Annotated in this window: 15 protein-coding genes and 1 other annotated feature; of the genes, 13 read left to right on the forward strand and 2 right to left on the reverse strand. The window is 42.3% G+C overall.

What is annotated here, in order from left to right; translation table 11 throughout:
* Nucleotides 1-57 precede the first annotated feature (57 nt).
* The 10 genes from AMD01_RS08645 to pheA all read left to right on the forward strand — a co-directional run bounded on the left by AMD01_RS08645 (nt 58) and on the right by pheA (nt 7,907).
* Nucleotides 58-825, forward strand: a complete 768-nt coding sequence (locus AMD01_RS08645) for a M23 family metallopeptidase (RefSeq protein WP_053400987.1) — start codon at nt 58-60, stop codon at nt 823-825.
* A complete protein-coding gene (locus tag AMD01_RS08650; protein ID WP_053400988.1) occupies nt 818-1,684 on the forward strand; it encodes a M50 family metallopeptidase in 867 nt (288 codons plus the stop codon). The genes AMD01_RS08645 and AMD01_RS08650 overlap by 8 nt, the downstream gene beginning before the upstream one ends.
* Before the next feature lie 158 nt (nt 1,685-1,842).
* A complete protein-coding gene (locus tag AMD01_RS08655; RefSeq protein WP_053400989.1) occupies nt 1,843-3,279 on the forward strand; it encodes an Rne/Rng family ribonuclease in 1,437 nt (478 codons plus the stop codon).
* 65 nt (nt 3,280-3,344) lie between these two features.
* Nucleotides 3,345-3,417: a sequence feature (ribosomal protein L21 leader region), on the forward strand.
* A gap of 13 nt (nt 3,418-3,430) precedes the next feature.
* Nucleotides 3,431-3,739, forward strand: a complete 309-nt coding sequence (gene rplU / locus AMD01_RS08660; RefSeq protein ID WP_053400990.1) for a 50S ribosomal protein L21 — start codon at nt 3,431-3,433, stop codon at nt 3,737-3,739.
* An 11-nt stretch (nt 3,740-3,750) separates the two neighbouring features.
* Nucleotides 3,751-4,077, forward strand: coding sequence for a ribosomal-processing cysteine protease Prp (locus tag AMD01_RS08665; protein ID WP_053400991.1), 327 nt, complete (start codon nt 3,751-3,753; stop codon nt 4,075-4,077).
* Between the two features lie 21 nt (nt 4,078-4,098).
* Nucleotides 4,099-4,389, forward strand: coding sequence for a 50S ribosomal protein L27 (gene rpmA, locus AMD01_RS08670; RefSeq protein ID WP_053400992.1), 291 nt, complete (start codon nt 4,099-4,101; stop codon nt 4,387-4,389).
* Nucleotides 4,390-4,701: 312 nt separating this feature from the next.
* Entirely contained in the window at nt 4,702-5,256 is a 555-nt protein-coding gene (locus AMD01_RS08675) for a Spo0B C-terminal domain-containing protein (protein ID WP_053400993.1), read from the forward strand.
* Between the two features lie 5 nt (nt 5,257-5,261).
* Complete coding sequence (gene obgE / locus AMD01_RS08680) at nt 5,262-6,548, forward strand: GTPase ObgE (protein WP_053400994.1); 1,287 nt, start codon at nt 5,262-5,264, stop codon at nt 6,546-6,548.
* Nucleotides 6,549-6,577: 29 nt separating this feature from the next.
* Nucleotides 6,578-7,027 (forward strand): ACT domain-containing protein, encoded by a 450-nt coding sequence (locus AMD01_RS08685; RefSeq protein WP_053400995.1) that lies wholly within the window; start codon nt 6,578-6,580, stop codon nt 7,025-7,027.
* Nucleotides 7,028-7,052: 25 nt separating this feature from the next.
* Nucleotides 7,053-7,907 carry a prephenate dehydratase gene (pheA, locus tag AMD01_RS08690; RefSeq protein WP_053400996.1) on the forward strand — a complete coding sequence of 285 codons (855 nt, stop codon included), beginning with the start codon at nt 7,053-7,055 and terminating at the stop codon, nt 7,905-7,907.
* A gap of 387 nt (nt 7,908-8,294) precedes the next feature.
* Here the strand turns inward: pheA and AMD01_RS08695 are convergent, their stop codons facing one another.
* Both AMD01_RS08695 and AMD01_RS08700 read right to left on the reverse strand, forming a co-directional pair.
* Nucleotides 8,295-8,837: a transcription repressor NadR gene (locus tag AMD01_RS08695; protein ID WP_053400997.1), complete on the reverse strand. Its 543-nt coding sequence runs from the start codon at nt 8,835-8,837 to the stop codon at nt 8,295-8,297.
* 42 nt (nt 8,838-8,879) lie between these two features.
* Nucleotides 8,880-10,007: an IscS subfamily cysteine desulfurase gene (locus tag AMD01_RS08700; protein ID WP_053400998.1), complete on the reverse strand. Its 1,128-nt coding sequence runs from the start codon at nt 10,005-10,007 to the stop codon at nt 8,880-8,882.
* A 93-nt stretch (nt 10,008-10,100) separates the two neighbouring features.
* Here AMD01_RS08700 and nadB point away from each other — a divergent pair, with 93 nt between their 5' ends.
* From nadB to nadA, 3 genes are read left to right on the forward strand one after another with little or no spacing between them, the layout of a single operon-like run.
* The gene (nadB, locus tag AMD01_RS08705; RefSeq protein WP_053400999.1) at nt 10,101-11,645 is read left to right on the forward strand and encodes an L-aspartate oxidase; all 1,545 of its coding nucleotides are present in this window, start codon (nt 10,101-10,103) and stop codon (nt 11,643-11,645) included.
* Entirely contained in the window at nt 11,645-12,481 is an 837-nt protein-coding gene (gene nadC, locus AMD01_RS08710; RefSeq protein ID WP_053401056.1) for a carboxylating nicotinate-nucleotide diphosphorylase, read from the forward strand. The genes nadB and nadC overlap by 1 nt, the downstream gene beginning before the upstream one ends.
* 12 nt (nt 12,482-12,493) lie before the next feature.
* Nucleotides 12,494-13,597, forward strand: coding sequence for a quinolinate synthase NadA (gene nadA, locus AMD01_RS08715; protein WP_053401000.1), 1,104 nt, complete (start codon nt 12,494-12,496; stop codon nt 13,595-13,597).
* Nucleotides 13,598-13,719 lie beyond the last annotated feature (122 nt).

Genomic DNA, 13,719 nt, shown 5'->3' on the forward strand with positions numbered 1-13,719 from the left:
GTCCCGAGGACAAGTCATACATTGTTAGAAACAAGCTTGTAAGGGGAATGGTGGCGTATGAATCGACGTGTTAATGAAGTTAAGCGACGTATTGCAGAAAGAAAGAAGCAGCTAAGCGGAAGTGAGAAACCGACTAAACCAGTGGTCTTCCCAGTTCAAGAGGAACAGTATTCAGTAGATGATGTCACGATGTATGAGTACACGCCTACGAAAGAAAAAGGACATCCGTTATTTCGAAAAGAAGTATTTCTGTTCAAATTTTTGGCTTCAGCTTGTCTTGTATTAGTGATAGCGATTTTGTTTAAAAATCCGTCTCCGCATTTTACGGAAGCACGTCACTTTGTAAATGGGTATATGGAAAAGGAATTTCAGTTTGCCGCCGTTTCCTCATGGTATGAAAAGGCGTTTGGAAAGCCTTTGTCAATTCTCCCTCTCGATGATAAAAAGCAAGGAGAAACGATTACATCTGACTACGCGGTCCCTGCATCTGGTCACGTTTTACAAAGTTTTAAGAAGACGGGGCACGGCATCATTGTAGAAACGGGCAGTAAATCTGTCGTGGAAGCAATGAGTGAAGGGTTTGTGTCGTTTATTGGGCAAAAGCAGGGGTTTGGGAAAACAGTAGTCATTCAGCACGCAGATGGAACCGAAGCATGGTATGGAAACTTAGATAAGGTCGACGTTAACCTCTATGACTTTGTCGATAAAAAGAAAAAAGTTGGGTCTGTCTCAAGCTTAGATGATGGGAAAAAGGGAACGTATTCATTTGCGATCAAAAAAGGAGAAAAATTTATTGATCCAAGCAAGGTGATTAACTTTGAGTAACTGGATTTCTCTTCTATTCAAAATCCACATTCATCCGGTCTTTTGGTTTGTGCTAGGTATTGGGATTTTGACAGCAAGCTTTAAGCAACTCATCGTTCTGTTTTTGATCGTTTTTATTCACGAACTGGGTCACGCCGTTGCGGCCCATCTTTTTTCATGGCGAATTAAAAGCATTTTGCTGCTTCCGTTCGGTGGAGTGGCTGAGATGGATGAGCACGGTAACCGACCGCTTCATGAGGAACTCATTGTTGTATTAAGCGGTCCTCTTCAGCATGTTTGGATGGCGCTTGCTGGTTACGGACTGTATACAGCAGACGTTCTTTCAGCTGATTTGTTTCACCTGTTTATGATTCAAAACGTTACGATTCTACTATTCAATCTTCTCCCTATTTGGCCACTAGACGGCGGGAAAGTTTTGTTCATTATGCTTAGTCATACGAAGCCGTTCATTGAAGCCCATAAGCAGGCTCTTTATATTTCAACAGTGTCTCTTGCTATTTTAATTTTAATTTCAAGCTTTCTCTATTTTCAGCAGTTTCATCTTTGGGTCATCATTAGCTTTTTAATCATCTCGTTATATAAAGAATGGAAAGATCGCTACTATGTGTACATTCGCTTTCTGCTAGAACGCTATCAAGGTAGAAAGCTAGAGATTAGTTCATTGCGTCCGCTCACAGTTCCGCCAGAAGAGCCGCTTCACACCATTTTGCAAAGATTCCAGCGCGGGTGTAAGCACATTGTAATTGTCGAAGGAAAAGAATCAACTCATCAGCAGGTGGATGAAAATGAAATTCTCCACGCCTATTTTACTGAAAAACGAATTCATTCACCAATTAATGAACTAGTACCGTTTTATTGAATGACTGAACAGGGAATTTCCTGTTCTTTTTTTTGTTCAAAATGCTTGATACAGGTGATACTATAGGGAGAAAGAATGTAAAACGTCTCGGTGTACAAGGTGACCAATTATTGATAGGGTAGAACACAGACAGGCTTTATATAGAAAGGGAGCAAGAGATGAGAACGTGTGTAATAAACGTCGCGAATACGTCAAAACGTATCGCCGTTATGAATGACAACAGGCTAGATGCGCTTTATTTAGAGCAACAGGGTCAACAAAATAATGTAGGGAATATTTACATAGGAAAAGTCGTGAAGATTCAAAAAGGAATGCAGGCGGCTTTTGTAGACATTGGTTTAGATAAGAACGGCTATTTGCATTGTAAGGATGTACCAAATGATGGCAGTGAGAAAGATCGTGACATCACGTCCCTGCTGACAGAGGGAGAAGCCGTTGTTGTGCAGATTGCGAAAGAAGGCATCGGTGGAAAAGGACCGAAGCTTACGGCCATTATTGAATTTTCGGGTCAGAGCATGGTCTATTTGCCGCACGGAAACTATGTAGCGGTATCGAAAAAAATCCCAGATGAAAGTGTACGAGAGAATCTGCGGAAGATCGGACAGGACATTTGTCGTGACGCGGAAGGTCTCGTAATCCGAACGACGGCACAGGATGCCGAGCGCTCAGCACTAGAAGGTGAGCTTAGTGCTTTACGACAGAAGTACGCGCTTATGAAACAAAGGAGCGCTTTGAAGAAAGCACCCAATCTACTTTGGGAAAATTATGATTTTGTTCAATCAACCTTAGAAGCTGTTCAAAAGCGAGGCGTCGATGAGATTGTAATAGATGATTTTGACCTCTATCAGCAATTAAGCGGTCAGAGCCTACCTGTTCACTACTATCGTGAGAACGAAGGAATCTTCTATCAGTATGATGTAGAGGCAGAGCTTGAACGTCTTCAAAAGAGAGTCGTCTGGCTGAAAAATGGAGCGTATCTGGTTGTGGATCAAACAGAGGCGATGACCGTCGTGGACGTAAATACGGGAAAATTTTCTGGGAAACATTCATTTGAAGAAACGGCTCTTGAGACCAATTTGCTTGCGGCACAAGAAGTAGCAAGGCAAATAAGACTGCGAAATCTCGGTGGTATTATTCTGATTGATTTTATTAATATGAAGAATCCTTCTCATCGTAAGCGCATTGAACAAGTGACGAAAGAGGCGCTACAGGAAGATGACGTGCGTACGACGATCGTCGGATTTACGGAGCTTGGCATCTTACAGCTCACGCGTAAAAAAACAAAGGAAAGCATAGAAGAAGCGCTGATGATTTCTTGTCAAACCTGTAGTGGGACCGGGAAAGTATTAAGCGATGAAACGATTGCGTATCAGCTTGAGCGTGCTTTGTGGGAGCAACGACATACCGAAGCAGAAGCCATTTGGGTGGAAACGAAAGCGGATGTTTGTGAACTGATGAAGCAAGACGGATTTTTAGCTCACCTAGAGGGAATGCTGAAGCTGAAGCTTTTTATGACGGTTTCTCCTAAAAGTAATGTGACTTATGAAATTCGTCACGTCGGTACGATTCAAGACATTGAAAATCGTCTATCCTAATTCATGATTTTACATTGACAGAGGGAATCCAATTATAGTATTATTTTATATGTTAGTTTGTAGCACCCGTGCTACAACCGCGCAGAACGGGTTTTAAGTTCATGATGAACACCTGTGATGGCGAGTCTGAGTCTATTGAGGAGGTGCAATTATGTACGCAATTATCGAAACTGGTGGTAAACAAATCAAAGTTGAGGAAGGTCAAGCTATCTACATTGAAAAGCTTGCTGCTGACCAAGACGCAACAGTTACTTTTGACAAAGTATTATTTGTTGGTGGTGACAACGTTAAAGTTGGTGCTCCATTCGTTGAAGGTGCAACTGTTACAGCTAAAGTTGAGAAACAAGGTCGCGCTAAAAAGATCCTTGTCTTCAAATACAAAGCTAAGAAAAACTACCGTCGTAAACAAGGTCATCGTCAACCTTACACTAAAGTTGTGATTGAAAAAATCAACGCTTAAGGTGTAATGACATGATTAAAATCGACATTACTCGTGATACAGCGAATCAAATTCAAGCTTTTGAAGTGAGCGGACATGCTGACTTTGCAGAGTACGGTTCTGATATCGTTTGTGCAGGAGTATCAGCGGTTACCATCGGTGCCGTAAATTCAATCATTGCTCTTTGCGATGTGACACCTATTATTGAACAGGGTGGAGAAGGCGGTTATCTCTATTGTGAGATTCCAGCAGATGTAGAACCTTCTACATTTGAACGCATTCAGCTACTTCTTGAAGGTATGATTGTGTCACTCGAATCAATCGAACGTGATTATCAAAGTTATATAAAAATAAACTAAAGACAGTAGGAGGTGGATGTCATGTTAAGATTAGACCTTCAGTTCTTCGCTTCTAAAAAAGGTGTAGGTAGTACTAAGAATGGTCGTGATTCAATCTCGAAACGTCTAGGTGCTAAACGTGCTGACGGCCAATTCGTATCTGGTGGTTCAATTTTATACCGTCAACGCGGTACTAAAATCTATCCAGGTGCTAACGTAGGTCGTGGTGGAGATGACACTCTTTATGCGAAAATCGACGGCATCGTAAAATTCGAGCGCCTTGGTCGTGACCGCAAACAAGTAAGTGTATACCCAGTTGCTCAAGAAGCATAAGCCGTGAAAAGAAAACTCTAACCTAATGTGGGTTAGAGTTTTCTTTATTTAATGATCGCCTTTTGTTTTTGAACCTCTCGTAAGTCTTGCACTTACCTTGCTGCAAAGGCAGTAATTTTCAACAGGGGCAGTGAAGAACAGACGGCTCGGAAAGTCATATTGAAAAAGGGGTTCAAAAGCAATAGAGTCTGTAAAAAGAGGTTACTGCTTCTCTAATTAGGATACGAAGATTCTCTACCCCCTTTATCGTAGAATTTGTTATAATTAACAGTATGTGTACAAGTATGCTCGTGAAAGGTTAGGAGTGCTCAAATGGATAAAGATTGGAATGTCGTAGAAGTACTTCGTTATGCTCGACATGATTGGTTAAATAGGCTACAGCTTATTAAAGGAAATCTTGCATTAAATCGCCTAGATCGAGTAGATGAAATTATTAATGAAATCATCACCCAAGCAAAACATGAGTCAAATTTAACAAATACGCGGCTGCATATGTTAACAGAATTTATTATGACTTACCAATGGTGCAGTCACCCGATAGAGCTTGAAATCGAAGTTCTTGGAGAGATTAAGGATTTATCTATGTATGATGAGGCTATTACGGCATGGTGCAAGCAGTTCATTTCCTTGCTTGAGAGCGCCGTTGATATTCGCACGCAAAATCATTTGAGTATGTCTTTGCTAGTGGAGAAAGATCAGACTCGTTTCTTTTTTGATTTTAGTGGGATACTAGAACAAGAAGACCTCATCCATCTATGGCTTAATCAAAAGAACAACAGTTCATTTCATATAAAAGAACAAACTACATCAAAAGAAGAGATAAGTGTTGTCGTAGAGCTTAAGGGCTTAGGCGACAGAACGGAGTGAAAACAATGTTTGTAGATCAGGTAAAGATATACGTAAAAGGTGGCGACGGAGGTAACGGAATGGTTGCCTTTCGTCGTGAAAAATATGTTCCAAAAGGTGGACCAGCAGGCGGAGACGGTGGTAACGGTGCAGACGTTATTTTCGAAGTGGAAGAAGGTCTTCGTACGTTAATGGATTTCCGCTATCAGCGCCACTTTAAGGCAACACGCGGTGAGCACGGAATGTCAAAAGGACAGCACGGTCGCAACTCACAGCCAATGGTAATTAAAGTGCCACCAGGAACGGTTGTAACAGATGAACAAACGAAGGAAGTTATTGCGGATTTAACCGAGCACGGTCAGCAAGCAGTTATTGCAAAAGGTGGTCGCGGTGGCCGTGGTAACACGCGTTTTGCATCACCAGCAAATCCTGCACCTCAAATCGCTGAAAACGGTGAGCCAGGACAAGAGCGTGATATCGTTCTTGAATTAAAACTTCTTGCAGATGTAGGTCTTGTTGGATTCCCAAGCGTAGGGAAGTCCACTCTATTATCCGTTGTGTCTGCAGCTAGACCGAAAATTGCTGAATATCATTTCACAACGATCGTTCCAAACCTTGGAATGGTGGAAACAGAAGATAACAGAAGTTTCGTAATGGCAGATTTACCTGGATTAATTGAAGGCGCACACCAAGGTGTCGGACTAGGACATCAGTTCTTACGTCATATTGAACGTACGCGCGTAATTGTGCATGTGATCGATATGTCTGGAATGGAAGGGCGCGATCCGTTTGAGGATTATCAAACGATTAACGCTGAACTAAAGGAATATAATCTTCGTCTAACAGAGCGTCCGCAAATTGTGGTTGCGAACAAAATGGACATGCCAGGTGCGGAAGAAAATTTAAAAGCATTTAAAGAGAAGATTGAAGATGACGTAGAAATCTTCGCAATTTCTGCTGTAACGCGAAAAGGCCTTCGTGACCTACTGTTTGCGATTGTAAATAAAGTTGAGACGACACCAGACTTCCCAATGGAAGAAGAAGAGGATCTATCAACTCATCGCGTTCTTTACAAGTTTGAAAAAGAAGATGCTGGCTTTGATATTACGAGAGAAAGTGACGGCAAGTTTGTCCTTTCTGGCGATAAGATTGAAAAGCTCTTCAAGATGACAGACTTCTCACGCGACGAATCTGTACGTAGATTCTCTCGTCAGCTTCGTGGTATGGGTGTCGATGAAGAATTGCGTAAGCGCGGTGCCGAAGATGGAGATATTATTAAGTTAATGGAATATGAATTTGAATTTATTGACTAATAAGTCGACAAAAAGGGGAGGAGCTTTGTTTGTCTAATCAAGATCAACAATTTTACTTAATTCGCGAAGACGTTTTGCCTGAAGCGATGCGTAAAACCCTTGAAGCAAAGCTTTTAATTGAACGAGGAAAAGCAGACTCTGTGGCAGATGCCGTTCAGATGGTTGATTTAAGCAGAAGTGCGTATTATAAATATCGTGATACGGTGTTTCCTTTTCATACAGTGGTTAAAGAACGGATTATCTCCCTCTTTTTCCATTTAGAAGATCGTTCAGGAACGCTCTCACATTTATTGTCTGTTGTTGCGTCAAGTGGTTGTAACGTACTAACGATTCATCAAACGATCCCTCTTCAGGGGCGTGCGAACGTTACGCTCTCACTTGATACATCCGCAATACGAATTGAACTGAATGAATTATTAAGACATTTACGAAGCCTTGAATTTGTAGAAAAAGTAGATATTTTAGGTTCAGGGGCATAAGAGAACGTCATAAGGAGAGAGTTTCATGGGGAAAATCGGATACTTAGGACCAAAAGCAACCTTTACACATCAAGCCGTTCAATCGGTATTTCCTAATGAGGACTATATTCCGTATAAAACGATTCCAGCCTGCATTGATGCAGTGGCAAAAGGGGACGTATCATACGGAGTAGTTCCGCTTGAAAATACGCTTGAGGGATCGGTTAATCTAACCTTAAACTATTTGATTCACGAAACGAGAATGCCGATTGTTGGTGAGGTTGTGTTGCCTATACGCCAACATTTAATGGTGCATCCGCAAAATGAGGGGATTAACGAGCGTTTAGAAGCCGTTTACTCTCATCCCCATGCCATTGCTCAATGCCATAAATTTTTGTATCAGTATTTATCGCACGCTGATATTCATGAGACAAGCTCTACTGCATGGGCAGCACAATACGTTCAGGAATATCCAGAGCGCAAAATTGCTGCGATTGCAAATGAACTAGCAGCTGCAGAGTATGGTCTAACGATTGCCAAAGGCGATATTCATGATTATAGCCATAATCATACGCGCTTTGTAGTGTTGCATAAAGAGTCAGATGCATTTGTTCCGTTCTCAAAAGAGGATGGAGAAAAAACGACGCTGCTCGTTCAGCTTCCTGCTGATGATCAATCCGGATCTTTACATCAAGTGTTATCTGCTTTTGCATGGCGCAGGCTAAATCTATCAAAGATTGAATCTCGCCCGATGAAAACAGGACTTGGCAATTATTTCTTCATCATTGATATTGAACAAAAGCTAGATGACGTACTCATTCCAGGAGCTATTTCTGAACTTGAGGCTCTCGGATGTACCGTTTCAATACTTGGTACATATGCATATCAAGTCATGGAATGAAAAGAGAGAGCCTTTCGCTGAGGCCACTAAAAAACTTCGGGTTTTTTAGATGATCAGTAGAACGTAAGACAAAAAAGCTGGATCCATTCCGTTCTTTGGAATGGATCCAGCTTTTTCTCTATTATAAAGCAAAAAACGGCCAAGTTCCTTTCGAAATGGAAACTTGGCCGTTCTACCTGATGCAGTCGCTCTAGGTTGTTTGGAACGTAAGGTGGCGAGACTCCTGCGGGATTAGCGTGACAGGTGAGACCCCGCAGAGCAGCGAGGAGGCTCACCGCACGCCCCGCGGAAAGCGAAGCAACCTGTAGTGGAAATCAACCGACTCCGTTATGAACGCAATCCTTTACGGACTTTTTCAGTGGCGGCCTTTCACGGGCTCCTTCTTTTTTATGATTCAATTAAAAAGCCCTCTTTTCGCAATGCTGCGCAAGCTTCTTGTAACTTTTTCGGTGTATCAGCTTCGATCGTATGAAGGTGCGTTCCATCTGTGAGCTGTGATAAGTAAGAGGCGTTTGTGTTTTTTACGTGTTCGAGAAATGTTTCCACTTCTTTGCGCGTACTCACCATGATGGAAGCCGTTAGTTCACCGTAAATTGGATGCTCAACGATTACATCACGAACGCGAACGCCGTGATCAACAAGTAAAAAGAGTTCACGATCAGCTGTTTCAGGTCCGTGCTGACAAGCGATAATTTGTTCATAGCGTCCCTTTTGATCAGGTGTTTGCATGTAGAGGTAACCTTGACTTGTCGCAATGATAGGCTCATTTTTTGCCTTCAACAATGAAATATCCTGAACAATAACCTGTCTGCTTACGTTTGTGCGTTTTGACAGCTCACTTCCTGTTAGCGGTACGCCTTCTGTTTGCAACCATTCTAAAATAAGAGTTCGGCGCTGTTCACCGAGAATTTTTTTGTTTGCTTCTGTCATGTTTTAACGCTCCCTACTAAATCAATGAATTTATTTCTTATTTTACACAGTTTTAGGTGATAAAGTCTTTTCATTTGGGTTAGGATTTTCTGCAAAGGTTCGTTTAAGAACGTCGACGAAAGATCGAATATGATCAGTCGTTGTGTGACGTCCAAACGATACACGCACAAATTGCTTTGCCTCAGCTGCTGTTTTCCCAAGAGCAAGCATAGAGTAGGAGGGGTGCTGATGTCCTACCTGACAAGCGCTCCCTGTTGAAATAGCTATGTTGTACCGATTACATTGTAGCATAATATATTGTCCTTGAAGCCAGTGGACGCTTATTCCAACGATTGATGGCAATACTTCGCCATCTCCCTCAACAGTGACAGGAAGGTGATAGAAAGAAAGGAGGGCCTGAAGATGTTTCCGTAGCTGCGTATGTCCGATACGGGTATTGTCCATCTCTTTATAAGCAAGTTCACTAGCAGTCGTGAATGCTGCAATGGAAGGAGTATCTACCGTGCCTTTTTGCGTGTATGTACTGATCGATGGATGTAAATAAAGCAGACCACAGCCCTTTGGACCATAAATTTTGTGACTGGATGCAGCGAGGCTATGAACGTGCCATCTTTTTAGATCAATCGGAAGCTTGCCAAAAGATTGAACAACATCACAGTGAACAAAAATGCCGCGCTCCTCTGCAAGCAAAGTAATCTCCTCAATGGGCTGAATCGCCCCCATTTCATGATTTACGTGCTGAAAAATAAATAGCACCGTATCCTCACGAATGGCCAACCGCAGTTCTTCTACACACACTCTGCCGTTCTTTTCAACGGCAAGATAAGTAATCTCATAGCCTTCTTTCTCAAGCTCCCCACACGTATGTAGAATGGACGCATGCTCCATTTTAGTCGTAATAATATGCTTTCCGTTTTGTGCGGATGCTAAAAGAGCGCGTATGCCGTACTCATTTGCTTCTGTCCCTCCGCTTGTAAAAAAGACCCCGTTTTTATCACCGTTAACTAGCTCAGCAAGCTTTTCTTTACACGCCTCTATTAAGGAATGAGCGGTTGTACCAACGTCATGAAGACTGTGAGTGTTTCCGTAAATATTCGTTGCAACCTGCCTGTATACATCAATGGCTTCCGTTCTCATAGGTGTTGTGGCCGCATAGTCAAGATAAATCATCGTTTTCCCTCTCCCTTTAAAAAAGATCTTGTATTTAGTTTAATAATGTGTAAATATATGTGTCAAGACACTTGTAAAAGAAAGAGGGATAAAATGATCGCTGCAGATGTCATTATCATTGGAAGTGGTCTAGCCGCTTTTGCAGTCGCTGAGAAGCTATGTCTACACAAACGAGTGTTAATGCTATCCAAACAGCACCATCTTCATAGTAATTCCATTCGTGCTCAAGGTGGGGTTGCCGCCGCACTATTCGAACATGACTATGGAGAACAACATTATAACGATACGCTTCTTGCAGGAAGATTCCATAATCATGAGGAGCACACAAAGCTTTTAGTAAAAGAAGGTCCATTATACATACAGCAGCTCATAAACAGAGGAATACAGTTTGATTGTGGACCAAATGGACAGCTAGAGCTTGGACGAGAAGGTGGTCATAGAAAAAGAAGAATTGTTCATGCCGGTGGTGATCAAACTGGTGAGACGCTTATGAGTTTTTTCTCACGTCGAGTTCTTCCACATATTCGTTTGCATGAGTATGAAATGATTCAAGATGTCATCGTTGAAGAAGGAGTATGCAGAGGAGTTGTTAGTCGTAGAAACGACGGACAGCTTTGTTATTACTATGCGCCTGCTGTCGTTTTGGCAACGGGTGGATGCGGGGCTTTGTTCACAGCAACAACGAACGATGCATCTGTTACTGGTGACGGACTGGCAGTGGCGTATCGGGCAGGAGCAGAGCTAATTGATTTGGAATTTATGCAGTTTCATCCTACGCTCTTACGTGTTGGCAGTCGTGCTGTCGGCCTTGTATCAGAAGCTGTAAGAGGAGAGGGAGCAGTTTTAGTCACAGATGAAGGCGTGCCGTTTATGAATGAGGTTCATCCACTTGGTAGTTTAGCACCGAGGGATATTGTTGCGCGCGAGATCGACAAACGAATCAAAAAGGGAGAGCCTATTTATTTGTCGGTCAAACATGTGAAGGATTTCTCAAATAAATTTCCTGGCTTGACCAATTTGTGCAGGCGTCATCATATTTCTATTGATGAACGGATTCCGGTTGTGCCTGGTGCTCACTTTTTAATGGGTGGAGTAAAAGTAAATAAGTACGGAGAAACGTCCATAAAGGGTCTATACGCAGTCGGTGAAGTAGCTTGTACAGGCGTACATGGTGCGAACCGACTAGCAAGCAATTCACTGTTAGAATGTCTTGTATTTGGCAATCTTGCCGCACAGCACATTCGCCAAAATCATTACCTATTTCAAGAAGTCGATCATCAAACGACGATCGCCCAAAGCGTCTCAGTAGATCTTCCAGACAAAGAGACGATTCAGCAGTGGGCAACAAAGACGCTTGGAATCGTTCGGAGAAAAGAAGAATTAGAACGAGTGATTGAGCGAATTCAACCGTTCAATGAAAATATTCAACAGAACCAACTTTCCTCTCATACCAATGAGGATGTGATGAAAATTAATATGCTGACGGTTGTCCTTTTAATGGCGGAAGCGGCATTAAAACGAGAGGAAAGTCGAGGTGCACATTATCGCACCGATTTTCCCGTTGAACACGATAAAAAGTGGAAAAACAAACGGATCAGTCACCAACGTAAACAAGTTAGCGGGGCGGGGAGTTTATGATAAATCGATTAAAGCTATCACAGCAATTACAGGCGTTTTTAATAGAGGATATTGGCGATCGGGATGTGACGAGCACGGCCATTTTCGCTGACGATGAGCAGGGCGAAGGGATATTTCGAGCGAAAGAAGACGGAGTGTTCTCAGGAGAGCTTGTGCTAGTTGAAGGGTTTCGCTGCGTTGATTCACGAGTGACGTGCGAGTTGCATGTAAAAGATGGACAGCAAATAAAAAGCGGGGAAGTAATTGCAAAGGTGACGGGGCCAATTCGAGCGATTCTCACAGGAGAGCGCGTAATGTTGAACGTCATTCAGCGAATGAGTGGGATCGCTACGTTAACACACCATGCTGTTTCTCGATTAAATAGTTCACATACAAGAATTTGTGATACAAGAAAAACAACCCCTGGGCTTCGTATGTTTGAAAAGCATGCGGTGCGCTGTGGAGGCGGATACAATCATCGCTTTGGATTATATGACGGGGTCATGATTAAGGATAATCATATTGCGCATATGGGATCCATTCAGACGTGCGTGGAGAAAGTGAGAAGTGAGCTTGGTCATATGGTGAAAGTGGAGGTAGAGATTGAGAATTATGAGCAGCTTCTACAGGCGATTGAAGCAGAAGTAGATGTTATTATGTTTGATAATTGTAGCCCAGATTTTTTGAAGGAACATCTTCATCTCGTTCCCTCTCATATTAAGACAGAGGTATCAGGTGGAATTAAAATTCAAGACTTGGTGCAGTATCAGGATACAAACGTCGATTATATTTCACTCGGAGCGCTTACGCATTCTAGCAAGGCACTAGATATCTCGTTGGATGTAACGCAACGATAAGGGGGAGATGGAATGAGTATTTTAGATACGTGGTCTCGCAACGAGACACTACCGGAGCAATACAAAACGATGAACGTGAACGACATGGAGCAGCGAGTGCGAGAAATCAAAGAAAGCATGGGGGAAAAGCTTCTTATTTTAGGTCATCATTATCAAAAAGAAGAAGTGTATCAATTTGCCGACTTTGCCGGAGATTCATTGGAACTTGCCCAAATTGCGGCTAAAAATCGGAAAGCAGAGACGATTGTATTTTGCGGCGTTCATTTTATGGCCGAAACCGCAGATATTTTAACAGAAAAGGACCAGGTCGTGATCTTGCCAGATATGAGAGCAGGTTGTTCAATGGCTGATATGGCAAATATGGAGCAAACAAGAAGGGCATGGACAGAACTCATGCATCTATTTGGCGACACAATCATTCCGTTAACCTATGTGAATTCAACCGCAGATATTAAAGCATTCGTAGGTGAACACGCGGGAGTAACGGTGACGTCTTCGAATGCAAAGAAGATGGTTCAGTGGGCATTCGAGCAAAAGGAGCGCATTTTATTTTTACCTGATCAGCACCTAGGGCGGAATACGGCCTACGATTTAGGCATTCCGTTGACACAAATGGCAATATGGGACCCAATTGGTCATAAGCTTGAAGCGCTCTGTCCACTTGAAGATATCAAGGTTATTTTATGGAAGGGCCACTGTTCCGTACATGAAAATTTTACGTTGCAAAACGTTCATGATATTCGAAAGACTGATCCAGAGATGAATGTGATCGTTCATCCAGAATGTCATCACGAGGTTGTAGCCATCTCTGACTATGCGGGATCAACAAAATATATTATTGATACAATTAACAAGGCAGACCCGGGAACAGCGTGGGCCATCGGTACGGAAATGAACTTAGTGAACAGGATTAAACAAAATCATCCCGATAAAACGATTTTGTCACTAAACCCTCACATGTGTCCGTGCTTAACAATGAATCGAATCGATCTTCCTCATTTGTTATGGGCATTGGAAAACGTGGAACAAGGAAAAATTACAAATCAAATTACCGTCGACAAAAAAACAAGTCATGAAGCAATTCGTGCATTAGAACGAATGCTTCAGCATATTTAATAATAAATAAAAAAGATGATACGATGCGGTATCATCTTTTTTATTAGAAGTGGCATGTGTTGAAGGATGCAACTTGTTTTTTTGAAGTGGTGGTTATCAATGAATAAAGTTCAGTTTCCAAG

The sequence above is a fragment of the Priestia koreensis genome (assembly GCF_001274935.1).
Classification (GTDB): Bacteria; Bacillota; Bacilli; order Bacillales; family Bacillaceae_H; genus Bacillus_AG; species Bacillus_AG koreensis.